Annotated in this window: 20 protein-coding genes and 3 pseudogenes; 16 read left to right on the top strand and 7 right to left on the bottom strand. The window is 69.2% G+C overall.

The annotated features are described in order from the left end of the window. From sufD to HHL28_RS11925, 6 genes are all read left to right on the top strand, one after another. A complete protein-coding gene (gene sufD / locus HHL28_RS11900; RefSeq protein ID WP_075769772.1) occupies positions 1 to 1,320 on the top strand; it encodes a Fe-S cluster assembly protein SufD in 1,320 nt (439 codons plus the stop codon). Further along, positions 1,320 to 2,213 (top strand): GNAT family N-acetyltransferase, encoded by an 894-nt coding sequence (locus tag HHL28_RS11905; protein WP_075769771.1) that lies wholly within the window; start codon positions 1,320 to 1,322, stop codon positions 2,211 to 2,213. Before sufD ends, HHL28_RS11905 begins: the two co-directional genes overlap by 1 nt. A gap of 103 nt (positions 2,214 to 2,316) precedes the next feature. Then, entirely contained in the window at positions 2,317 to 3,606 is a 1,290-nt protein-coding gene (locus HHL28_RS11910; RefSeq protein ID WP_075769770.1) for a cysteine desulfurase, read from the top strand. An 8-nt stretch (positions 3,607 to 3,614) separates the two neighbouring features. Further along, positions 3,615 to 4,097 carry a Fe-S cluster assembly sulfur transfer protein SufU gene (gene sufU / locus HHL28_RS11915; protein WP_075769769.1) on the top strand — a complete coding sequence of 161 codons (483 nt, stop codon included), beginning with the start codon at positions 3,615 to 3,617 and terminating at the stop codon, positions 4,095 to 4,097. 10 nt (positions 4,098 to 4,107) lie between these two features. Continuing rightward, complete coding sequence (locus HHL28_RS11920) at positions 4,108 to 4,497, top strand: SUF system Fe-S cluster assembly protein (protein ID WP_075769768.1); 390 nt, start codon at positions 4,108 to 4,110, stop codon at positions 4,495 to 4,497. Positions 4,498 to 4,514: 17 nt separating this feature from the next. Beyond that, entirely contained in the window at positions 4,515 to 4,865 is a 351-nt protein-coding gene (locus HHL28_RS11925; RefSeq protein WP_075769767.1) for a HesB/IscA family protein, read from the top strand. A 400-nt stretch (positions 4,866 to 5,265) separates the two neighbouring features. On the opposite strand, the gene HHL28_RS11930 is transcribed toward HHL28_RS11925, so the two are convergent. From HHL28_RS11930 to HHL28_RS11945, 4 genes are all read right to left on the bottom strand, one after another. Continuing rightward, positions 5,266 to 5,694: a copper chaperone PCu(A)C gene (locus HHL28_RS11930; protein WP_075769813.1), complete on the bottom strand. Its 429-nt coding sequence runs from the start codon at positions 5,692 to 5,694 to the stop codon at positions 5,266 to 5,268. A gap of 217 nt (positions 5,695 to 5,911) precedes the next feature. Further along, positions 5,912 to 6,622 carry an ATP-binding protein gene (locus tag HHL28_RS11935; protein WP_075769766.1) on the bottom strand — a complete coding sequence of 237 codons (711 nt, stop codon included), beginning with the start codon at positions 6,620 to 6,622 and terminating at the stop codon, positions 5,912 to 5,914. Between the two features lie 12 nt (positions 6,623 to 6,634). Beyond that, entirely contained in the window at positions 6,635 to 7,198 is a 564-nt protein-coding gene (locus tag HHL28_RS11940; protein WP_075769765.1) for a hypothetical protein, read from the bottom strand. Continuing rightward, on the bottom strand, positions 7,195 to 7,788 hold the full coding sequence (locus tag HHL28_RS11945; RefSeq protein ID WP_075769764.1) for a hypothetical protein: 594 nt from the start codon (positions 7,786 to 7,788) through the stop codon (positions 7,195 to 7,197). The genes HHL28_RS11940 and HHL28_RS11945 overlap by 4 nt, the downstream gene beginning before the upstream one ends. 240 nt (positions 7,789 to 8,028) lie before the next feature. On the opposite strand from HHL28_RS11945, the gene pepN reads away from it, so the two are divergent. The 9 genes and pseudogenes from pepN (at position 8,029) to HHL28_RS11990 (ending at position 18,574) form a co-directional block, all read left to right on the top strand. After that, the gene (gene pepN, locus HHL28_RS11950; RefSeq protein ID WP_075769763.1) at positions 8,029 to 10,689 is read left to right on the top strand and encodes an aminopeptidase N; all 2,661 of its coding nucleotides are present in this window, start codon (positions 8,029 to 8,031) and stop codon (positions 10,687 to 10,689) included. Then, positions 10,686 to 11,204, top strand: a complete 519-nt coding sequence (locus HHL28_RS11955; RefSeq protein WP_075769762.1) for an O-acetyl-ADP-ribose deacetylase — start codon at positions 10,686 to 10,688, stop codon at positions 11,202 to 11,204. The genes pepN and HHL28_RS11955 overlap by 4 nt, the downstream gene beginning before the upstream one ends. A gap of 21 nt (positions 11,205 to 11,225) precedes the next feature. Continuing rightward, complete coding sequence (locus tag HHL28_RS11960; RefSeq protein WP_075769761.1) at positions 11,226 to 11,735, top strand: macro domain-containing protein; 510 nt, start codon at positions 11,226 to 11,228, stop codon at positions 11,733 to 11,735. A gap of 539 nt (positions 11,736 to 12,274) precedes the next feature. Next, positions 12,275 to 13,069: pseudogene (locus tag HHL28_RS18685) on the top strand (type III PLP-dependent enzyme); the annotation flags it as partial. A gap of 600 nt (positions 13,070 to 13,669) precedes the next feature. Continuing rightward, positions 13,670 to 15,087 (top strand): annotated as a pseudogene (locus tag HHL28_RS11970) (homospermidine synthase). 125 nt (positions 15,088 to 15,212) lie between these two features. Then, entirely contained in the window at positions 15,213 to 15,485 is a 273-nt protein-coding gene (locus HHL28_RS11975; RefSeq protein WP_075769758.1) for a type II toxin-antitoxin system VapB family antitoxin, read from the top strand. Beyond that, positions 15,482 to 15,880 (top strand): type II toxin-antitoxin system VapC family toxin, encoded by a 399-nt coding sequence (locus tag HHL28_RS11980; RefSeq protein WP_075769757.1) that lies wholly within the window; start codon positions 15,482 to 15,484, stop codon positions 15,878 to 15,880. The genes HHL28_RS11975 and HHL28_RS11980 overlap by 4 nt, the downstream gene beginning before the upstream one ends. Before the next feature lie 132 nt (positions 15,881 to 16,012). Further along, a pseudogene (locus HHL28_RS11985) lies at positions 16,013 to 17,163 on the top strand (ATP phosphoribosyltransferase regulatory subunit). A gap of 118 nt (positions 17,164 to 17,281) precedes the next feature. Further along, positions 17,282 to 18,574, top strand: a complete 1,293-nt coding sequence (locus tag HHL28_RS11990) for an adenylosuccinate synthase (protein ID WP_075769755.1) — start codon at positions 17,282 to 17,284, stop codon at positions 18,572 to 18,574. 306 nt (positions 18,575 to 18,880) lie between these two features. On the opposite strand, the gene HHL28_RS18695 is transcribed toward HHL28_RS11990, so the two are convergent. Then, positions 18,881 to 19,078, bottom strand: coding sequence for a His/Gly/Thr/Pro-type tRNA ligase C-terminal domain-containing protein (locus tag HHL28_RS18695; RefSeq protein WP_404325647.1), 198 nt, complete (start codon positions 19,076 to 19,078; stop codon positions 18,881 to 18,883). Then, entirely contained in the window at positions 19,075 to 20,226 is a 1,152-nt protein-coding gene (gene hisS, locus HHL28_RS11995; RefSeq protein ID WP_404325649.1) for a histidine--tRNA ligase, read from the bottom strand. Before hisS ends, HHL28_RS18695 begins: the two co-directional genes overlap by 4 nt. A gap of 165 nt (positions 20,227 to 20,391) precedes the next feature. Here hisS and HHL28_RS12000 point away from each other — a divergent pair, with 165 nt between their 5' ends. Further along, positions 20,392 to 20,700, top strand: a complete 309-nt coding sequence (locus HHL28_RS12000) for a HigA family addiction module antitoxin (protein WP_075769753.1) — start codon at positions 20,392 to 20,394, stop codon at positions 20,698 to 20,700. On the opposite strand, the gene HHL28_RS12005 is transcribed toward HHL28_RS12000, so the two are convergent. Beyond that, on the bottom strand, positions 20,669 to 21,460 hold the full coding sequence (locus HHL28_RS12005; RefSeq protein ID WP_075769752.1) for an endonuclease III domain-containing protein: 792 nt from the start codon (positions 21,458 to 21,460) through the stop codon (positions 20,669 to 20,671). The two genes, HHL28_RS12000 and HHL28_RS12005, sit on opposite strands and share 32 nt — an antisense overlap. Between the last annotated feature and the right edge of the window lie 128 nt (positions 21,461 to 21,588).

Here is a 21,588-nt window from a genome sequence, read left to right on the forward strand (position 1 = left end):
ATGACCACCGACAACACCACCGTCCAGGCCCTTATCGCCCAGGCATCCGGCCTCGCCCCCACCCTGCCCGGGGCGGGCCTGCCCTGGCTGAAGGACCTGCGTGCCGCCGGGCTGGACCGCTTCGCCAAGCTCGGCCTGCCCACCCAGCGGCAGGAGGCCTGGAAGTTCACCAGCCTGCGCCCGCTGGAGAAGGTGAGCTTTGGCCCGGCGGCAGAGAGCGCGCCGGTCAGCATCGACCGGATCCCAAGCGTGCTGCCGGGTGGCCCGGCCCACCGCATGGTCTTCGTGGATGGCCGCTTCCGCGCCGACCTGTCCCAGCCCGGCGCCCTGCCGGCGGGCGTGGTGCTGGAGAGCCTGGGCGAGGCGCTGGCCCGCGACCCGGACCGGGTGGCCGGCCTGCTGGGCCGTACCGCCACCTTCGACAGCCACCCGCTGCTGGCCCTGAATACCGCCTTCCTGGCGGACGGGCTGCTGCTGTACGTCCCCCGCGGCGTCACCGTGGCGGACCCGATCGAAGCGGTCTTCCTGGGCACCCCCGGTTCCGCCCCCGCCGCCTGGCACCCCCGCCTGCTGCTGGTGGCGGAGGAAAACGCCGAGGCGACGGTGGTGGAGCACCACCTTGGCCTGCCCGGCGCCACCTACCTGTCCAACGTGGCATCGGAGGTGGTGGCGGGTCCCGGCGCCCGGCTGCACCACTACAAGATCCAGATGGAAAGCCTGGACGCCTTCCACCTAGCCACCGCCACGGCGCACCTTGGCCGCGACGCCACCTATGACACCTTCGTGCTGAACCTCGGCGCCCGGCTGGCCCGGCATGAGGCGCGCAGCGTGCTGGACGGTACCGGCATCACCTGCCGGGTCAGCGCCGCCTACGCGGCCGCGGGCAACCAGCACACGGACTTCACCACCCTGATCGACCACGCCAAGCCCCACTGCACCAGCCGCGAGGTGGTGAAGGGCGTGATCGACGGCCAGGCCCGCGCCGTCTTCCAGGGCAAGATCATCGTCCGCCCCGACGCGCAGAAGACCGACGGCTACCAGTTGAACCGCGCCCTGCTGCTCTCCCCCCAGGCGGAGATCAACAGCAAGCCGGAGCTGGAGATCTATGCCGACGACGTGAAGTGCAGCCATGGCGCCACGGCGGGGGAACTGGACGACGACCAGCTCTTCTACCTGCGCGCCCGCGGCATCCCCATCGACCAAGCCCGCGCCCTGCTGGTGGGCGCCTTCCTGGATGAGGCGGTGGAGGAGGTCCAGGTAGAGGTGGTGCGCGACCACTTCCGGGAGCGCCTGCACCGGGTGCTGGAGGGCCATCGCTGATGCCCGACAGCGCCTTCCTGTCCCCGGCCCCGCGCGCCGACATCCGCTTCCCCGCGGATGTCGAGGTGGCGCGCTGGCTGGCGCGGGAGTCGCTGCGGGCCGAGGAGGCCGCCCTTGGCGTCGCGCGGAAGCGGTTAGGCGTCTTCGCCCTGGACAGGGCCGGGCACATCGTCGGCGGCACCGTCTGCCTGCGCCAGGGCGGCGACCTGTACCTGCACCTGCTGTGGGTCGAGAAGGCGCGGCGCGGCACCGGCATAGGGGCCGCCCTGCTGCTGGCGACGGAGGCGGCGGGTTTGGCCCGGGGCTGCACCCGTGTCTACCTGAACACCATGGATTTCCAGGGCCCCCGCTTCTACCCGCGCTTCGGCTATGAGAGCGTGGGCGTGATGCCGGACTTCGTCTATGGCCAGGCCCGGCACTATCTCCGCAAGGCGGCCGTGGTGGCAGAGGCGCCTGCCCTGCCCGGCGGCCTGACCCTGCTGGTGACCGACCATCCCACGCCGGAGCAGGAGAAGGCGGTGGATGATGGGCTGACGGCCCATTGGCTGGAGCATGTGGACGTCCATTACCAGGAATTGTCCACCACCCTGCGCGACCACGCCGGCACCGCCCTTGCCGCCCTGAACGGTGTGGTGGACGGGGACTGGTTCACCATCGTCGATCTGTTCGTCGCCCCGGCCCATCGCGGCAAGGGCCTGGTCCGCCGCCTGCTGGCGGAGACCCACGCCCACGTGGCCCACCTGGGCTGCCGCTGGTCCACCGTGATGCCCATGGACTACCAGCACCCGGACGTCCTGGCCCGGCTGGGCTTCGCGCCCGTGCTGCGGGTGGACGACTACCTGCTGGGCCATGGCCGCACCTGGATGCGGCGGGAAATCGGGGGGACGGCATGACTTGTCGGCACCCCAGGCTCCCGTCCCGGCCCGATGCGCGGGCGCCATCTCCTACCCATATGGTAGGACATTCCAGACCCTCTTCGACGCCTCCGGAGGTCGCATGACCCGGCCCGCCACCCTGTTGTCCGATGCCCCCGTCACCAGCAACGCGCCCTATGACGTGGAGCGCGTGCGCCAGGACTTCCCGATCCTGACCCGGCTGGTGCATGAGCGCAAAGGGCGGCCCGGCAAGCCGCTGGTCTACCTGGACAACGCCGCCAGCGCCCAGAAGCCGCGGGCCGTGATCGACGCCATGTCGGGCCTGCTGGAGCGGGACTATGCCAACGTGCACCGGGGCGTCCACTTCCTGTCCCAGCGCAGCACCGACCTGTACGAGGCCACCCGGGACAAGGTGGCCAAGCTGCTGAACGCGCCGAGCCGGGAGAACATCGTCTTCACCCGCAACGCGACAGAGGCGTTCAACCTGGTGGCCCAGAGCTGGGGCCGCACCTTCCTGAAGACGGGCGACGTGGTGCTGCTGTCCTACATGGAGCACCACGCCAACATCGTGCCCTGGCAGCTTCTGCGCGACCAGACCGGCATCCGGATCGAGGTGGTGCCCGTGCTGGACGACGGCAGCCTGGACCTGGACGCCTATGAGAAGGCGCTGAAGACCTTGGCCGTGAAGCTGGTGGCCATCACCCATTCCAGCAACGTGCTGGGCACCGTGAACCCGGTGAGGCAGATGGCCCGGCTGGCCCACGAGCATGGCGCCACGGTGCTGTTCGACGGCAGCCAAGCCGTGGTCCACCGGCCGGTGGACGTGCAGGCCATCGACGCCGACCTCTACGTCTTCACCGCCCACAAGCTGTACGGCCCCACCGGCATCGGCGTGCTGTACGGCAAGAAGGCGGTGCTGGACGCCATGCCCCCCTACCAGGGCGGCGGTGACATGATCAGCACCGTGACCTTCGAGAAGACCACCTTCCGCGAGGCGCCCTACCGGTTCGAGGCGGGCACCCCGCCCATCATCGAGGGGGTGGGGTTGGGGGCGGCCATCGACTATGTCACCGCCCTGGGCCTGGACGCCATCCAGGCGCATGAGCAGCGTCTGCTGGCCTATGCGACGGAGCGGCTGCGGGAGATCGAGGGCCTGCGCATCATCGGCACCGCGCCGGAGAAGGCAGCCATCATCAGCTTCACCATCGACGGCATCCACCCCCACGACATCGGCACCTTCGTGGACCGGGCGGGGGTGGCGGTCCGGGTGGGCCGGCACTGCGCCGAGCCGCTGATGGACCGCTTCGGCGTGGGCGCCACCTGCCGCGCCAGCTTCGGCCTGTACAACACCGAGGCGGAGGCCGACGCGCTGGTGGAAGCAGTCAAGGCCACCAAAGCCTTTTTCGGGTAAGGACGATCATGTTCGACGACCTGCGCGACCTCTACCAGGAAGTCATCCTGGATCATGGCAAGAACCCCCGGAACTTCGGCAAGCCCGACGGATTCAACCGGACGGCCCGGGGCGACAACCCCATGTGCGGGGACAAGATCACCGTCTACCTGACCCTGGGCAGCGACGGCCGGATCGCGGACGTGCGCTTCGACGGGCGCGGCTGCGCCATCAGCCAGGCCAGCGCCAGCCTGATGACCGAGATGCTGAAGGGCAAGGAACCGAAGGAGGCCGAGGCCCTGTTCGGCGCCTTCCACGACATGTGCACCAAGGACGAGGAGGAGTGGACCGACCACGGCCCCTTGGACGAGGAGGCCATGGACAAGCTGCAGGTCCTGTCCGGCGTGCGCGAGTTCCCCATGCGGGTGAAGTGCGCCACGCTGGCCTGGCACACCATGAACGCCGCGCTGCACGGGGACCCCGTGGCCAGCACTGAGAACGCCGGTTTTTAAGGAGGACGCGATGAGCTCCGTCTACCGCCCCATCGCCCCCGACATCTCCATGTCCGCGCCTGTGGAGATCCCCGAGGACGAGCGCCTGCCCCCCGACGCGCCCCTGGCCGACCGGGTGGTGGAGGCGCTGCGCACCGTCTATGACCCCGAGATCCCGGTGAACATCTATGAGCTGGGCCTCGTCTACCGCTGCGACGTGGACGCCGAGGGCGACGTGGAGGTGGAGATGACCCTGACCGCCCCCGGCTGCCCCGTGGCGGGGGAGATGCCGGGCACGGTCCAGGAGGCCGTGCGCAAGGTGCCGGGCGTGCGCAGCGTCAATGTCGAGATCGTCTGGGAACCCGCCTGGGACCCGTCGCGCATGAGCGACGAGGCCCGCGTGGCCCTGAACATGTACTGAGCGGAGGGAGGCGAGCGATGACCACCCTGAAGGAACGCCCCAAGGCCCTGACCATCACCGACGCCGCCGCCGAGCGGGTGAAGCGGCTGATGGCCAAGGCGGACAAGCCCATCATCGGCCTGCGCGTGGGGGTCCGCTCCCGCGGCTGCTCCGGCATGAGCTACTTCGTGGAGTATGCGGAGGAGAAGAAGCGGTTCGAGGAGGTGGTGGAGGACAAGGGCGTCACCATCCTGATCGACCCCGCCGCCACCATGTTCCTGCTGGGCTCCGAGATGGACTATGTCGAGGACAAGTTCCAGACCGGCTTCACCTTCAAGAACCCCAACGAGAAGGGCCGCTGCGGCTGCGGGGAGAGCTTCCACGTGTGATCCGGCCGATGCCGATCACTGGAAGTCATCCCGGCCTTGAGCCGGGACCCTTGGGGCAGCCGTGGCGCCAAGGGGCGGCAGCGGGATGCAGGACCTTCACCAAAATCGACTTTCGAATTCGAAAGGGAGCATTCGGTGCCCTGCCTCGGCCAATCCCGAGGGTCCGAGGCAGGCCCCATAGGCGCTAAGTCAGGACCGAAGGCCTCTGCCAAGCACAACTGTTGCCCCCGCGAAGGCGGGGGTCCACAGTTCTTGACCCGGTGCGCGCCGTCCCTGTGCTTGAAAAGCCGCGGACCCCCGCTCCCGCGGGGGAAGCACAAAAATGCTTTCATGTCCGGTAGCTTAGCCCCTACGGCGCCAAGCCCGGTGTGCCCCCCAAGCGCCTTGCATCATGGGGGCCTCAATGCCCCGGCGCCGTCTCCACGAACACCTCCACCTCGACCTTCCCGCCCTTCTCGAACTCCAGCACCAGCGGGAACTTGTCGCCCAGCTTCAGGGGCTGGGTGAGGCCGGTCAGCAGCAGGTCGCGGGCGCCGGGGCGCATGGCGACGGGGGCGTTGGGCTTGACCTCCAGCGACGGGACCACGGCGGGCTTGCCGCCGACCAGGTCGCGGATTTCCACCTTGGCCGCCCGCGGGGTGCTGGCGCGCAGCAGCTTGTCCGCCTGCTTGCCGCCGTTCAGCAAGGCGACGAAGGCGGTGGCCTGCGGGCCGTCCGCCGGTTCCGCCCAGGGGTGCCCCACCATCACGTCCCCGCCCTTGTAGCTGTGGGCCAAGGCGGGCCCGGCGGCGGTCAGGAGGGCGAGGGCCAGGAAGGCACGGCGGAGCATGATGTGGTCCTTATGGTCACGGATGGCCGCCCATGTGGCCCCCGCACCGTTCGGGCACAATGCGACCGGTCGTCCCGAGCCTTCCTTTTTCCTCAAACGCCCCCGGATCGGGGTCCGGGCAGGCTCCGCCGCATCCGCGGCCCATTGCGCATGCTGGCATGCGCCAGCGGGGCTTATGCGGGCACGAGCCCGCGCGGCGGCAGTCGCCGCCGAAACATCAAACCGAGAAGGTCAGCACCGCCGTGCGTCCCCCATCCTCCGCGCGGAAGCCGCTGGCCAGGGTGCGCATGATCTCCAGCCCACGTCCGGACTTGGCCTCCACGCTGGACAGGCCGCGGACACGGGCCGGGTCGTACCCATCCCCCTGGTCGGTGACCCTGACCGACAGCACGTCCCCCGCCACATGGGCCGACAAATGGACCCGCTTGCAGGCCCGGTCGGCTTCCGCCAGCCGGCGGCTCAGCTTCTGGCAAAAGGCATCGAACTCCGCCGGGTCGTCCACCAGGGACCCGCCCATGGCCAGGTTGCCATGCAGCACGGCGTTGATCACCGCCTCATGCAGGCTCAGCTCCACGTCGTGGCGCAAATAGTCGGGCATCAGCCCGCGTTTGATCAGCCCCTCGCAGAACTTGGCCGCGGTGTCCAGGGTCCAGGCCAGCCGGGTGGACAGGGACAGGAAGAATGCCCCCTGCCCCAGTGCCGCCGCCAGTTCCCGCGACGGGAAGGCGGCGCCCTCGATCCGTTCCACCACCGCGCGGGGGGACCGGGCCAGTGCCTCCACCAGCAGGTCCGACTCGCCTTCCCCGACGACCTCCACCGACTCGCCGCTGCCGCCCGGCGCCAAGCCCAGCTCCTCCGCCAGCCTGGCGAGTTCCCCATCGTCGATGCCTGTTCCCACCAGGCAGATGCCTGCCGTCTGTGCGAGCATGGCCAGTCCTCTCTATCCCGCCGCTGCCTGCGCCGGCGCCGTCGACGCCAGCAGGTCCACCATCTCCGCGTCGCTCAGCACGAAGCCCGCCGAGGGGCTGTAGCGCTGGGCGACCCTGTTCCTGAACTCATCCGCCACCCGGGCGAAGCCGTACACCAGCCGCCCCTGCCCCGGTTCCCCCGCCCCGGGGCCGCGGGACAGCGCATTTGGCATGGATGGGTTCATCACCGCAACCTGCCACAGACGGTCGAACCGCTTCCACTCGTTATCGACCATGTTGACCGTACGCCTGGGCTGCGACTTCAGGTGCTCGACCTGTGCCTCCACCTGCGCGACCACCTTGGTCATCAGGGTGATGTGCGACTCGGCCTCCTCGATGGCGATCTTTGTCTGCTCCTCCTCCTTGCGGGCGGCGCGGAGGTCGGCGGCGATGGCGTTCTTCTCATCCACCGTCTTGGCCAGCCGCCGCTCGGTCGCCTTGATGACCAAGTAGATGCGGCGGGCGGACACCACCAGCACGGCCCCGGTCAGGGCCAGGGCGCAGAGGCTGAAGAAGTTCATCCAGGTGACGATCATCGGCCCGCCCCCATGGAACCGGCCGCGGCGGTCTCCGCCGGCTTGGAAGCGCCCTGCACCAGGGTGATCTCGCTGGTGCTGTACCCTTCCGCCGCGGGGAAAGCGGCGTGCAGCCGGGCGCGGGCTGCCCGTTCGCCCTGGGCCCAGATGCGGACATTGTTGGTGAAGCGCCAGATCAGGGGCGCGCTGTCGAAATCCTTGGCGGACTTGTCGGCGTTCAGCCGGTGCAGCACCCGGGCGATGTAGAGCTGGTCCCCCACCACCTGGTCCCCCAGCTCATGCCAGACCTCCACCCGTTCCCGGATCAGGGCGCCCAGGGTCACCTCTGCCCGGCTGAGCTGGCTTTTCAGGCGGAACCGCTCGGCGTTCTTGCGGTCACGGACGGCGGCTTGGTCCTGGTTCCTGGCGAGCAGCTTTTCCAGGGTGGAGCGGGCTTCCTTGATCTCCCGCTTGATCTTCTGGTGGTCGGCCACCCACTCATACACGTCGGGGATGATGAGCCGCAGCATCTCCAGCATCACCGCCGCCACCAGCAGCGCCGCGGCGATGGAGAGGATGACCACGTCCGATTCCGCGATCTCCAGATACATCGCTCCCCCCACCCCCGCTTCTGCCCACTATAATGGAGAAGGAAGTTAAGCCGAACGATCTTTTCGCGCGCAGGCGCGTTCGGGTTGGGCAACCCCTATCCGGTCGTGCCCCGATGGTACCCCGCCGACGAGCCGGAGCGGCCTGCGAAACTGCCCGAATTCCGGCCGGAGGTCGTGACAGGCGGCGGGCAGCGCGCCTATCCTGCGCGCCAAACCGGAACACCGCAGGAAACGCCGACCATGGACAAGGGCTCGCCTAGGGCTATCCACCTCAGGGACTACGCGCCGCCGGCCTGGCTGATCGACACCGTAGACCTGGCCTTCGATCTGCGCGAGGGGGCGACCCTGGTCACCTCCCGCCTGGGCATCCGCCGCAACCCCGCCCGCGCCGGCGAGGGGCCGCAGCCCCTGGTGTTGGACGGGCAGGACATGGAGCTGCTGACGGTGGCCGTGGACAACCGGCTGCTGACATCCGACGACTATGCCCAGGGGCCGGAGAGCCTGACCATCCCCGCCCCGGCGGGAGAGACGGCGACGGTGGAGATCGTCACCCGCATCAAGCCGGAGGAGAACACCGCGCTGGAGGGGCTGTACAAGTCCAGCGGCAACTACTGCACCCAGTGCGAGGCGGAAGGCTTCCGCAAGATCACCTATTTCCAGGACCGGCCCGACGTGATGGCCAAGTACACGGTCCGGATTGAGGCGGAGCGCGCCAAGTACCCGGTGCTGCTGTCCAACGGCAATTTGGTGGACCAGGGGGAGAGTGCGGATGGCCGCCACTGGACCCGCTGGGACGACCCCTGGCCAAAGCCCTGCTACCTGTTCGCCCTGGTGGCCGGCAAGCTGGTCCATATCGAGGACCATTTCACCACCCGTTCCGGCCGCGACGTGACCTTGCGCATCTATGTGGAGCCAGGGAACGAGGACAAGTGCGGCCATGCCATGGAGTCCCTGAAAAAGTCCATGAAGTGGGACGAGGACGCCTATGGGCTGGAGTACGACCTGGACATCTTCAACATCGTCGCGGTCGGTGACTTCAACATGGGGGCGATGGAGAACAAGTCCCTCAACGTCTTCAACACGAAGTACATATTGGCCCGCCCGGACACGGCCACGGACATGGATTTCCTCGGCATCGAGGCCGTGGTGGCGCATGAGTATTTCCACAATTGGACCGGCAACCGCGTCACCTGCCGCGACTGGTTCCAGTTGAGCCTGAAGGAAGGGCTGACGGTCTTCCGCGACCAGCAGTTCTCCGCTGACATGAACTCCGCCCCCGTGAAGCGCATCCAGGACGTGCAGCGCCTGCGCCAGGTGCAGTTCGCTGAGGATGCGGGCCCCACGGCCCACCCGGTGCGGCCGGAAAGCTATATCGAGATCAACAACTTCTACACCCCCACGGTGTACGAGAAGGGCGCCGAGGTCCTGCGCATGTACCACACGCTGCTGGGCGCGGCGGGGTACCGGAAGGGCATCGACCTGTACTTCGCCCGCCATGACGGGCAGGCCGTGACCACGGACGACTTCCTGGCCGCCATGCGCGACGCCAACCCGGACGTGTCCGTGGACTGGGAGCAGTTCCGCCGCTGGTACGCCCAGGCCGGCACCCCCGTGGTTGAGGGCGAGGGCCGGTATGACGCCGATGCGAAGACCTACACCCTGACCCTGCGCCAGACCCTGGCCCCCACCCCGGGCCAGCCTGAAAAGCTCCCCATGCTGGTGCCCGTCGCCATGGGGCTGGTGGGCCAGGATGGCCAGGACCTGCCGCTCCGCCTCGCCGGCGAGGACGCCCCCGCAGCCACCGAGCGCGTCCTGCTGCTGACGGAAGCCGAGCAGTCCTTCACCTTCACCGGCGTGGCGTCCAAGCCGGTGCCGTCCCTGTTCCGGGGCTTCTCCGCCCCGGTGAAGCTGCGCTTCGCCTACACGGACGGGGACCTGACCTTCCTGATGGCCAACGACAGCGACGCCTTCAACCGGTGGGAGGCGGGGCAGACCCTGGCCGCCAAGATCATCCTGGGCCTGGTGGCCGACCGGGCCGCGGGCCGGGACATGGTGGTGCCGCAGGGCTTCGTCGCCGCCCTGGGCAAGGCCCTGGACCGGGCGGGGGAGGACACCAGCTTCGCCGCCCTGGCCCTGTCGCTGCCGACGGAGTCCTACCTCGGCCAGTTGATGGAGGTGATTGACGTGGACGGCATCCATGCCGCCCGCGACCTGGTGAAGGCCGCCATCGGCCGCACCCACCGCAACGCCCTGCTGAAGGCCTACCGCGACAACGCGGACACGGGCCCGTTCAGCGTCAGCCCGGAGGCCATCGGCAAGCGGTCGTGCAAGAACGCCTGCCTTGCCTACCTGATGGCGGCCGGGGACGAGGAGGGGCGGCGTCTCTGCCTGGAGCAGTTCCGCACCGCCGCCGGCATGACCGATGTCATCACCGCCCTGATGCTGATCGCCGACAGCGACATGCCGGAGCGGGAGGACTGCCTGGCCGCCTTTGCCGACAAGTGGAAGGGCGAGGCGTTGGTCATGGACAAGTGGTTCAGCATCCAGGCCATGGCCAGCCACCCGGACACGGTGAAGCGGGTGACGGCGTTGCTGTCCCACCCGTCCTTCAGCATCCGCAACCCCAACAAGGTCTATGCCCTGGTGGGCGGCTTCAGCAGCAACCCCGTGTGCTTCCACGCGGCGGACGGGTCCGGCTATGCCTTCCTGGCCGACCGGGTGATCGAGCTGAACGCCCTGAACCCGCAGGTCGCCTCCCGCATGGTCAAGGCGTTCGCCCGCTGGCGCAAGTATGACGGGGAGCGGCAGGCGGCAGCCAAGGTGGAGTTGGAGCGCATCGCCCACACACCCAACCTGTCCCGCGACGTGTATGAGATCGTGGCGCGGAGCCTGGAGGGATGAGCGCCGCGCTTTCCGTGGTGGAGGGCGACATCACCGCCCTCCACCTGGACGCCATCGTCAACGCCGCCAACCCGCAGCTGGCGGGTGGCGGCGGGGTGGACGGGGCCATCCACCGGGCGGCCGGTGGTGCCGAGCTGCTGGCCTATATGCGGGCCACCTACCCCCAGGGCTGCCCCACGGGGCAGGCGGTGATCAGCCCCGGATTCCGCCTGAAGGCCCGGCACATCATCCACACGGTGGGCCCCGTCTGGCAGGGCGGCACGGGCGGCGAACCGGCCCTGCTGGCAAGCTGCTACCGGAACTCCCTGGCTCTTGCCGTGGCCCACGGCCTGCGCTCCGTCGCCTTCCCCGCCATCTCCACCGGCGTCTACGGCTACCCCAAAGAAGCCGCCGCCCGCATCGCCGTGGGCACCGTGCAGGACTTCGTGCGGACCAACGTCACCCTGCTGGAGCAGGTCGTCTTCTGCTGCTTCGGGGCGGAGAGTGCCGCGCTGCATCGGCGCTTTCTGGCCTGACCCTTTTCGGAACCTGACATCATGACCACCCTGACCGTCCTTGAGGGCGACATCACCACCCTGGCCGTGGACGCCATCGTCAACGCCGCCGCACCCGGCCTCGGCGGCGGCACTGGCGTGTCCCGGGCGATCCATGACAAGGCAGGCCCGCAGTTGTTCGAGGCTGCCAGCGCCATGGACCCGGTCAAGCGCGGCGACGCTGCCGCGACGCCCGGCTTCGACTTGCCGGCCAAGTGGGTGATCCACGCGGTGGGGCCGGTCTACGTCACCGGGGCATTGGGGGAGGACAAGACGCTGGCCAACTGTTATCGCCGGTCACTGGAGGTGGCCGCGGGCCTGGGCGCCCGCAGCATCGCCTTCCCCGCCATCTCCACCGGCGCCTACCGCTATCCCCGGGACAAGGCCGCCCAGGTGGCAGTGTCCGCCGTGCGGGCCTTCGTGGCGGCCAACCCGGGGGCGCTGGACACGGTCATCTTCTGCTGCCGCAACGCCGACAGCGCAGAGGCGCACCGGGTGGCGTTGGCATCGTAGGTCGGATTAGCAACACCAGCCGCGTAATCCGACGATCCCAAACGGTGGTGCCTTGCCGTCGGATTACGCTTCGCTAATCCGACCTACGAATCCCGCCCCCAAACTTACCCCTTGCGTCGCGGCCCGAAATGCCTAATTAAACGCTCAGACGCACCCGCACGTGCCCCTGGCCCTGGGCGTCGCCGTTGGCGGCCCCTGGTGTTTATGCAACGACGTCAGGCGTCCTTTTTGGCAGAACCGGCCAACCCGTGGGCCGGTCCCGAGAGGGATAGTCGAGATGAACGCCGTTTCGCATCGGCCACTTGGCGCGGTGGGCCCCATGTTAGGCTGACGTCGCCCCTGGTCATCCCCCGCGTCTGTTGACGCCTTGCGGTATCCTGCAAAGCAGGCAATGCCCGGCAATCACGGCGCCCGACCAGCGATCCCCACACACCGCCGCTTCCGGCTTCCCGCCGGTCGTTCGCCACGTTCATGCGCCCTGGCCGCCCCACAAGCGCCCGGGCCGCCGGGGACCCTCCGTCACTGGAGGGGGACGTCACATGACCCAGACCCGTTTCCGTTCCGCCGTCGCGCCCCTGCGCCGCAACACCACCCGCACCATCGCGGCGCTTCCCACCGTGGACGCGCTGGTGGCGGAGCTGCGCCCAGCGGAGCCCCTGCACTGCATCCGGCCGCAGGTGCTGCGCGCCACGGCCCGCCGCTTCGTGGACAGCTTTGCCGCGGCCACCGGCGGCGACGTCCTCTATGCCGTGAAGTGCAACCCCGACCCGGCCTTCCTGCGGAACCTGTGGAAGGGCGGCGTGCGCCATTTCGACTGCGCCTCCCCGGCGGAGATCCGCATCGTCCGCAGCATGTTCCCGGAGGCCGAGGTGCACTACATGCACCCGGTGAAGAACCGCGCCGCCATCCGGCAGGCCTATTACGGCCATGACGTGCGCGACTTCAGCCTGGACTCGGTGGAGGAGCTGGAGAAGATCCTGGCCGAGACTGGCCGTGCCAAGGACCTGGGCCTGTTCATCCGGCTGGCCATGCCCAAGGGCAACGCCGCCATGGACCTGTCCGGCAAGTTCGGCGCCGACAAGGACACCGCCGTCACCCTGCTGCGCCGCGCCCGCGCGGTGGGCCGGCGGGTGGGGCTGTGCTTCCATGTGGGCAGCCAGATGCTGGACCCCGCCGCCTACACCCGCGCGATCCTGATGGCGGGGGGAGTGGTGGCCGCGGCCGGCGTGGAGGTCGACGTGCTGGACGTGGGCGGCGGCTTCCCCGTTTCCTACCCGGACATGGAGCCGCCCGACCTGTCCCTGTTCATGGATGCCATCGCGGAAGGCCTCCGCGCCATCGCCCTGCCCGCTTCCACCCGCATCTGGTGCGAGCCGGGGCGCGCCCTGGTGGCCGCCGGGGGCAGCGTGGTGGTGCAGGTGGAGCGCCGCCGGGGGATGAGCTGTTCGTCAATGACGGCGTGTATGGCAGCCTGTCCGATGCCGGCGTGCCTGCCTTCCGCTTCCCCTGCCGGCTGGTGCGCCCGTCCGGGGACAGCGACGCCCCGCTGCTGCCCTTCAGCTTCTGGGCCCGACCTGCGACAGCGCCGACCGGATGCGGGGGCCCTTCCTGCTGCCGGCCGACGTGCGGGAGGGGGACTGGATCGAGATCGGCCAGCTCGGCGCCTATGGGGCGACCCTTCGGACGGAGTTCAACGGCTTCGACCAGGCTCGCCTGGCGGAGGTGGTAGACCCGCCCCTTCTGGAGACGGCGGGCCACGGCGTGTCGCCACGGTTGCCTCGAATGGCCGCCTAGTCCACTCTAGGGAGACCAACCTGAGCGCGTCCCGGGGCCGCCCCCAACAGGCGGCCTTGGGATCGCGTTGTGTCTGTTCAACCCCAAGCCGTAGGTCAAAGGACCTTTTACGCGCGATACCATGCTCGGAGCACGATGAAATGAATGACCATGTGAAGCACTGCGCCCTGCCCGGCCGCCTCGTGATGGTGGGCTTCGGAAGCATCGGACAGGGGGTCCTGCCCCTGATCTTGCGTCACATCGAGATCAAGCCCGAGCAGATCACCATCGTCACCGCCGACGACCGTGGCCATGACGAGGCCGACCATTTCGGCATCACCTTCGTGAAGGACCCGCTGACCCGCGACAACTACCGCGCGGTGCTGGACCCGCTGCTGGGCAAGGGTGACTTCCTGCTGAACCTGTCGGTGGACGTCTCCTCCGTCGCGCTGGTGGAGCTGTGCGCCGAGAAGGGCGCCCTGTACCTGGACACCTGCATCGAGCCCTGGCCCGGCGGCTACACCGACCCGAGCCTGCCGCTGTCCCTGCGCTCCAACTACGCCCTGCGGGAGACCGCCCTGGCGGTGCGGGAGCGTTTCCCCAACGGCCCCACCGCCGTGCTGACCCATGGCGCCAACCCCGGGCTGGTCAGCCACTTCGTCAAGCAGGCGATGCTGAACATCGCGGAGGACACCGGCCGCACCGTGGACGTGCCGAAGACCCGCGACCAGTGGGCCGCCCTGGCCAAGGACTTGAACATCAAGGTGGTCCACATCGCCGAGCGGGACACCCAGGTGTCCAGCGTGCCGAAGCGGCGGGGGAGTTCGTCAACACCTGGTCCATCGACGGCTTTATCTCCGAGGGCTCGCAGCCGGCGGAGCTGGGCTGGGGCAGCCATGAGAAGACCTTCCCGCCCGACGGCATCCGGCACGAGTTCGGCTGCGGCGCCGGCATCATCCTGGCCCGCCCCGGCGTGACCCAGCGGGTACGCACCTGGACCCCTATGGAGGGGCCGTTCCACGGCTTCCTGATCACCCATGGCGAGTCCATCTCCATCCCCGACTATCTGACGGTGAAGGAGGGGGACAAGGTGGTCTACCGGCCGACGGCCCACTACGCCTACCACCCCTGCGACGACGCGGTGAAGTCGATCCACGAGTTCGCCGGCAAGAACTTCGTCCAGCAGGAGCGCCAGCGCCTGATCATGGACGAGATCATCGACGGGGTGGACGAGCTGGGCGTGCTGCTGGCCGGGCACGAGAAGGGCGCCTACTGGTACGGCTCCCAGCTCTCCATCGAGGAGGCGCGCGGCCTAGTGGAGTACAACAGCGCCACCAGCCTGCAGGTCTGCGTCGCCGTGCTGTCCGGCATGGTCTGGGCCATTGAGAACCCCACCCAGGGCGTGGTGGAGCCGGACGAGATGGATTTCCAGCGCTGCCTGGAGATCTGCATGCCCTACCTGGGCCCCGTGGTCGGCGCCTACACCGACTGGACCCCTCTGGAGGGCCGCGGCAAGCTGTTCCCGGAGGACCTGGACACCAGCGACCCCTGGCAGTTCAAGAACATCCGGGTGGCGTGAAGCCGCACTGGTCTGGTGAGAGTACCAACGGGCGGGGAGCGATCCCCGCCCGTTCCGTTTGTGGGGACGGGCTTCACCCTGCCGCCGCGTTCCGCTACCCTTGGGCCGGAACAGGGAGGCTGGCCATGGGCCACATCCAGACGCGGGCGGACCTTCTGGCGGTGCAACTGGCTGCCCTGACCGGGGAGACGGCCGAGGAGGCGGTGGAGCGCGCGCTTGCCGAGCGGATCGAGCGGCTTGGCGGCGCGCCCCTGCCCCATCCCCTGGGCGCGGAGCAAAGGGCGGAACGGCTGCGGCGACTGGAGACCATCTGCGCCGAGGCGGCCCGGTTGCCCGTCCTTGATCCCCGCGGCGACGATGAGATCGTCGGCTACAACGACATCGGGGCGTTCGATTGATCGTCCTGGACACCTCGACCCTTGTCGCCGTCCTGCGTGACGAGCCGGAAGCCGGCCGGCTGCGGGCCGCGATGAACGAGGCGCCGTTGACCATGATCTCGGCCGTGAACGACTTCGAGGCCCGCCTGCTCCTGCGCGGCCGGTTCGGTCCTGGGATGGTCACCCGGCTGGACCAGTTCCTGGACGGGCTGGGGACCTTGGTCGTCCCGTTCAACCGGCACCAGGGCCATCTGGCGCTCCAAGCATTCGAGCGGTTCGGCAAGGGCCAAGGCCATCCGGCCCAACTCAACATGGCGGACTGCTGCGCCTATGCCCTGGCGCGGGCGCGCGGCTTGCCGCTGCTGTTCAAGGGCGACGACTTCGCCCGGACGGACATCCCGGCTGTTCCCTACTAAGCACGCCCCGCTCATGCCCGCCCTGCCCCGCCCGCCGGGCAATTCCGTTTGCATGGGCGGGGTGGCGGGGGTACGAAACGACCCGTGGCGGGGCTGGCCCGCCGATGGCCCGCATTCACCTTCCGAAGGCCCATGATCGACACCGCCGACAAGGCCCTGGCGGCCAAGGCCCTCCTGCCCAACGGCCTGCGCGACCTGCTGCCGACGGACGCGGAGCATGAGGCCAAGGTGGTGGGCCGCCTGATGAAGGAGTTCCACCGCCACGGCTATGAGCGGGTGAAGCCGCCCCTGGTGGAGTTCGAGACCAGCCTGCTGTCCGGTTCCGGCGCCGCCCTGGCCAACCAGACCTTCCGCGTCATGGACCCGGTAACCCAGCGCATGATGGGCGTGCGGTCCGACATGACGCCCCAGGTGGCCCGCATCGCCGCCACCCGCCTGCGCAAGGCGCCGCGCCCCTGCGCCTGTCCTATGCCGGCCAGGTCCTGCGGGTGAAGGGCAGCCACCTCCGCCCCGAGCGGCAGTTCGGCCAGGTTGGCATCGAGCTGATCGGGCCGTTGGTGGCAGAGGCCGACGCGGAGGTCATCCTGCTGGCCGCCAGCGCCCTGCATGCCGTGGGGGCGGAGGGGGTGAGCATCGACCTGACCGTCCCCACCCTCGTCCCCGCCGTCTGCCGTGCCCTTGGCTTGGAGCCGGAGCAGATGGCCCAGGTCCGCGCCGCCCTGGACAAGCGTGACGCCGCGGCCCTGCGGGACGCCGCGGGCGGTGCCGGCGACCTGCTTCAATCCATCCTGGCCGCCAGCGGCCCCGCCCCCGCGGCGGTGGAGCGGCTGGCCGCCATCGCCCTGCCGACAGAGGCGGAGCCGGACCGCGCCCGCCTGGCCCAGGTGGTGGCCTTGTTGTCCGCTGCCGCCCCGCACCTGTCGCTCACCATCGACCCGGTGGAGCAGCGCGGCTTCGAGTACCAGACGGGCCTGAGCTTCACCGTCTTCGCCCGCGGCGTGCGGGGGGAGCTGGGCCGCGGCGGCCGTTACCGGACCGAAACGGGGGAGCCCGCGACGGGCTTCACCCTCTATACCGACACGGTGCTGCGCGCCATCCCGGGGCCCGGCCCCGGCCTGCGCTTGCTGCTGCCCGCCGGCACCCCCTACAAGCGGGCCCATGACCTGCGGGAGCAGGGCTGGCAGACGGTGTCGGCGCTGGAACCGGTAGCCGATTTGGCCGAGGAGGCGCGCCGCCTGGGCTGCGGCCATGTGCTCGGCGCCCAGGGGCCGGAAGCCGTTTAGACGTGACGTAGGTCGGATTAGGGCGCAGCCCGTAATCCGACACCCGCTGTTTGCACGTCGGATTACGCGCCATGCGGCGCTAATCCGACCTACGAGAACCAGGAGCAGGAGTTCTACCATGGCCAACGTGGCGGTCGTCGGGTCCCAGTGGGGCGACGAGGGCAAGGGCAAGATCGTCGACTGGCTGTCCAGCCGGGCCGACGTGGTCGTGCGCTTCCAGGGTGGCCACAATGCCGGCCACACGCTGGTGATCAACGGCGTGACCTACAAGCTGAGCCTGCTGCCCAGCGGCGTGGTGCGGCCGGGCAAGCTGTCGGTCATCGGCAACGGCGTGGTGGTTGACCCCTGGGCCCTGCTGCGGGAGATCGAGACCCTGCGCGGCCAAGGCGTGGAGATCACGCCCGAAACCCTCGTGGTGGCGGAGAACTGCTCCCTGATCCTGCCGCTGCACAGTGCCGTGGACAAGGCGCGGGAAGAGGCGCGCGGCGTCAACAAGATCGGCACGACCGGCCGCGGCATCGGCCCGGCTTATGAGGACAAGGTAGCCCGCCGCGCCATCCGCCTGTGCGACCTGGCGGATGAAGCTGTGCTGGCCGACAAGGTGGAGCAGCTGCTGTTCCACCACAACGCCCTGCTGCGCGGCCTGGGCGCCGCGGAGCTGGACGGGGCCGAGCTGCTGGCCCAGTTGAAGGACGTGGCGCCGAAGATCCTGCCCTATGCCGGCGTCGTCTGGCACCGGCTGGACGAGGCGAAGCGCCAGGGCAAGCGCATCCTGTTCGAGGGCGCGCAGGGCGCCATGCTGGACGTGGACCACGGCACCTACCCGTTTGTCACCAGCTCCAACACCGTGGCCGGCAACGCCGCCGCGGGGTCCGGCATGGGGCCGGGGGCGGTGGGTTATGTGCTGGGCATCACCAAGGCCTACACCACGCGCGTGGGCTCCGGCCCCTTCCCCACCGAGCTGCTGGACGCGGTGGGGGAGAAGATCGGCGAGCGGGGGCGGGAGTTCGGCACCGTCACCGGCCGCAAGCGCCGCTGCGGCTGGTTCGACGCGGTCATGGTGCGCCAGGCCATCAAGACCGGCGGCATCACCGGCATCGCCCTGACCAAGCTGGACGTGCTGGACGGGTTCGAGGAGTTGAAGGTCTGCACCGGCTACAAGCTGGACGGCCAGGTGATCCAGCACCTGCCCGCCGGCCAGACGGCCCAGGCCGCCGTGGAACCGGTCTATGAGACCTTCGAGGGCTGGTCGGAGAGCACCCGCGGCGCCCGTTCCTGGGCCGACCTGCCCGCCACGGCCATCAAGTACATCCGCCGGATCGAGGAGCTGATCGAGGCCCCGGTCACCCTGCTGTCCACCAGCCCGGAACGGGACGATACCATCCTGATGAAGGACCCGTTCCAGGACTGAGGCGCGGAACAATCTCACCCCGCGGACGCCGGGGGTGGGAACCGCGCCAGGTTTCCGGCAGGACTTCCCGGTCCCGCACCAAGTCAAACGGCACCGTTCCGTCCCCTCTCACAGGGGGAGAGGGACAGGGTGAGGGGTGGTGCGGCCAGGACAGCAGGACTCTCTCCGCAGGTTCCCCTTTCCGGAAACGCCCTAACCCCTTTCCCTGTCCTTCCCCCTCTGGCGGAGGGGACGCGGTGGCCGCCGTTCGACCTAATCCGCGACCTCGACCGATCTAGGCGGCATGCGGGGTGGGAGCCGCGGCCGTTATTTCCCGGCGAACCAGCCGGCCAGGGCGGCGCGAGCGACCGCGTGCTGCTCCCCGCTGACCATGTCCTTCACCGTCACCTCGCCGCGGGCCTTCTCGTCCGGGCCCATGATGACGGCGTAGCGGATGCCGGCCTTGTCGGCATAGGCGAACTGCTTCTTGGGCTTGGCGGGTTCCAGCTGGATCTCCGTGTTCACCCCGCGGCCCGCAGCTCCGCCCCGATGGCAAGGTAGTCGGCCATCAGGGACGGGTCGAACTGGGTCACCAGCACCTGCACCGTGCTGGGCCCGTCCTGGACGATGCCGGCCTGTTCCAGGGCGTAGAACAGGCGGGTGAAGCCGATGGAGATGCCCACGCCCGGCAGCTTGGACTTGGTGTAGAGCCCGGCCAGATTCTCATACCGCCCGCCGGAGCAGACGGAGCCGAGGCCGGGGTGGTTGGTCAGGAAGGTCTCGTAGACCGTGCCGGTGTAGTAGTCGAGGCCGCGGGCGATGGACAGGTTCACCCGCCAGTGGGTCTCCGGCACACCGAAGGCCTGCAGTGCCGTGACCACCTCCCGCAGCTCCGCCACGCCCTGGCGGAATGTGTCGTTGTCGAGGGCGAGGCCGTCCAGGTGGGCGAGCGTGGCGTCCGCCGACCCGGCGAAGCCGATCATGTCCAGCACCTGGGACGCCACGTCGGGTGCCAGCCCGATCCCCTCCCCCGCCAGCAGCTCCAACACCTGCTCCCGGCTCAGCTTGTCCAGCTTGTCCACTTGGCGCAGCACCAGCACGCGGCGCTCCGGCTCGCTGATCCCCAGCGCCTCGAACAGGCCCAGCAGGATCTTTCGGTTGTTGAAGTTGATGGTGAAGGGACCCACGTCCAGCGCCGTGAAGACGCTGTGGATCACCGCCGGCATCTCCGCGTCATACGCCACCGGCAGGCTGTCCTTGCCGATCACGTCGATGTCGCACTGGTAGAATTCCCGGTAGCGGCCCTTCTGCGCCCGTTCCCCGCGGTAGACGCGCTGGATCTGGTAGCGGCGGAAGGGGAAGGCCAGGTCCCGCTCATGCTCCGCCACGTAGCGGGCCAGCGGCACCGTCAAATCGAAGCGCAGGGCCAGGTCCGGCTTGTGGCCCTGCTCGATCCCGCCCGTGCTCTGCACGAAATAGACCTGCTTCTCCGTCTCCCCGCCGGACTTGGACAGCAGCACGTCCGCCACCTCGAACACCGGCGTCTCGACGGGCAGGAAGCCGAACCGCTCATAGGTGCGGCGGATGGTATCCAGCATCCGCTGGAACGCCACCTGCCGCCGCGGCAGCAGCTCCATGGTGCCGGGGGGCGTGCGGGGGGAGATCAGGGCCATGGGGAAACTCACGGGCGGCGAGGGTGTGGATGGTTCGCCTGTGTACCCGCTGGCGCGGACTTCGCCAACATGGTTACGATTGGCGAGCGCGGCGCATCTGTTTCACCTGGACGGACCATGGGGCCGAGGATGTCGAGATCGTCGACTATCACCGCGGTTGAGCCGATGGCAGCGGACTACCCACCCGTTCACCCCGGCGAAATCCTCCTGGAGGACTTCCTAAAGCCTAACGGCATCAGCGCCTATTGGCTGGCGAAGGACATCGGCGTACCGGTGAACCGGATCACCGCCATCATCGAGGGGCGGCGGGGGATCACGGCCGACACGGCACTGCGCCTGGGCCGCTTCTTCGGCACCGACGCCCAGTCCTGGATCAACCTCCAAACCAACTACGACCTGGAAGTCGCCCGTGAGACCATCGGCGACCGCCTGGACCGGGAGGTCAGGCCCCTGCCCCGGCAAGCGGCGGAATAGGGTCGCCATCCTCCCACGCGGCACTGGCCGGGATCGCCTCCGCCGGGTCCACCGGGCGCCCATGCAGGCGCGCCTGGCCGGTGGGGCACATCCCGCGGACGACGCAACGATGGCAGGCCGGGTTGCGGAAGAAGCAGCAACGCTGGCCATGCAGCATCATGACCTCGTGGTTGTCATAGACCTGCTGGGCATCCCATTCCGGCGGCAGCAGGGCGGCCAGGGCCTTGTGGGAGGGGCCGACGGACATGCGGGCGGGGATCAGTCCCAGCCGTACCGCCACCCGGTGGTGGTGGCTGTCCACCGGCAGCGCCGCCCGGCGCAGGGTGCTGAAGCTCAGGACGGCGGCGCTGGTCTTCGGCCCGATGCCGGGGATCTGCTCCAGCCAGGCCCGGGCCTCCGGCACGTCCATGTGTTCCAGATGGTCTAGGGACAGGGTGCCGGCCAGCCGTTCCACGGCCTGCAGCACGGCCTTGATGCGGGGCGCCTTCTGCTCCGGCCAGGTGACGCCCGCGATGGTGGCCTGGATGTCCTCCACCGGTGCGTCGCGCACGGCGGCCCAGTCCGGGTAGCGGGCCTTCAACGCCTTGTAGGCCCGGCCCGAATCCGCGTTGCGGGTGCGGTGGGACAGCAGGGCGGAGATTAACTCGCTCAGCGGGTCGGTCCGGTGGAAATAGGCGATGGGGCAGCGGTATTCCTCGCACAGCAGGTGATGCACCGCCAACTGCTTGGCCTTTGGCCCGTCCAATTCCGCGGATGCCATCACCCTGTCCCCGGTTGCTGAAGCGAGACTGGGCACAACAGCCGTGGAACCCCTGCGTCCCGCTTGCCCTTGAGCGGCAGCGGCAACGGGCCTAAGGAAGGGGCGACCGCCCTGCCAGGATGCCCGCC

The sequence above is a fragment of the Aerophototrophica crusticola genome, from assembly GCF_012913305.1.
GTDB classification, from domain to species: domain Bacteria; phylum Pseudomonadota; class Alphaproteobacteria; order Azospirillales; family Azospirillaceae; genus Niveispirillum; species Niveispirillum crusticola.

Coding starts and splice junctions, on each gene's coding strand:
- sufD (WP_075769772.1), top strand. CDS start 1: ATGACCACCGACAACACCACCGTCCAGGCCCTTATCGCCCAGGCATCC.
- HHL28_RS11905 (WP_075769771.1), top strand. CDS start 1,320: ATGCCCGACAGCGCCTTCCTGTCCCCGGCCCCGCGCGCCGACATCCGC.
- HHL28_RS11910 (WP_075769770.1), top strand. CDS start 2,317: ATGACCCGGCCCGCCACCCTGTTGTCCGATGCCCCCGTCACCAGCAAC.
- sufU (WP_075769769.1), top strand. CDS start 3,615: ATGTTCGACGACCTGCGCGACCTCTACCAGGAAGTCATCCTGGATCAT.
- HHL28_RS11920 (WP_075769768.1), top strand. CDS start 4,108: ATGAGCTCCGTCTACCGCCCCATCGCCCCCGACATCTCCATGTCCGCG.
- HHL28_RS11925 (WP_075769767.1), top strand. CDS start 4,515: ATGACCACCCTGAAGGAACGCCCCAAGGCCCTGACCATCACCGACGCC.
- HHL28_RS11930 (WP_075769813.1), bottom strand. CDS start 5,694: ATGCTCCGCCGTGCCTTCCTGGCCCTCGCCCTCCTGACCGCCGCCGGG.
- HHL28_RS11935 (WP_075769766.1), bottom strand. CDS start 6,622: ATGCTCGCACAGACGGCAGGCATCTGCCTGGTGGGAACAGGCATCGAC.
- HHL28_RS11940 (WP_075769765.1), bottom strand. CDS start 7,198: ATGATCGTCACCTGGATGAACTTCTTCAGCCTCTGCGCCCTGGCCCTG.
- HHL28_RS11945 (WP_075769764.1), bottom strand. CDS start 7,788: ATGTATCTGGAGATCGCGGAATCGGACGTGGTCATCCTCTCCATCGCC.
- pepN (WP_075769763.1), top strand. CDS start 8,029: ATGGACAAGGGCTCGCCTAGGGCTATCCACCTCAGGGACTACGCGCCG.
- HHL28_RS11955 (WP_075769762.1), top strand. CDS start 10,686: ATGAGCGCCGCGCTTTCCGTGGTGGAGGGCGACATCACCGCCCTCCAC.
- HHL28_RS11960 (WP_075769761.1), top strand. CDS start 11,226: ATGACCACCCTGACCGTCCTTGAGGGCGACATCACCACCCTGGCCGTG.
- HHL28_RS11975 (WP_075769758.1), top strand. CDS start 15,213: ATGGGCCACATCCAGACGCGGGCGGACCTTCTGGCGGTGCAACTGGCT.
- HHL28_RS11990 (WP_075769755.1), top strand. CDS start 17,282: ATGGCCAACGTGGCGGTCGTCGGGTCCCAGTGGGGCGACGAGGGCAAG.
- hisS (WP_404325649.1), bottom strand. CDS start 20,226: ATGGCCCTGATCTCCCCCCGCACGCCCCCCGGCACCATGGAGCTGCTG.
- HHL28_RS12000 (WP_075769753.1), top strand. CDS start 20,392: ATGGCAGCGGACTACCCACCCGTTCACCCCGGCGAAATCCTCCTGGAG.
- HHL28_RS12005 (WP_075769752.1), bottom strand. CDS start 21,460: ATGGCATCCGCGGAATTGGACGGGCCAAAGGCCAAGCAGTTGGCGGTG.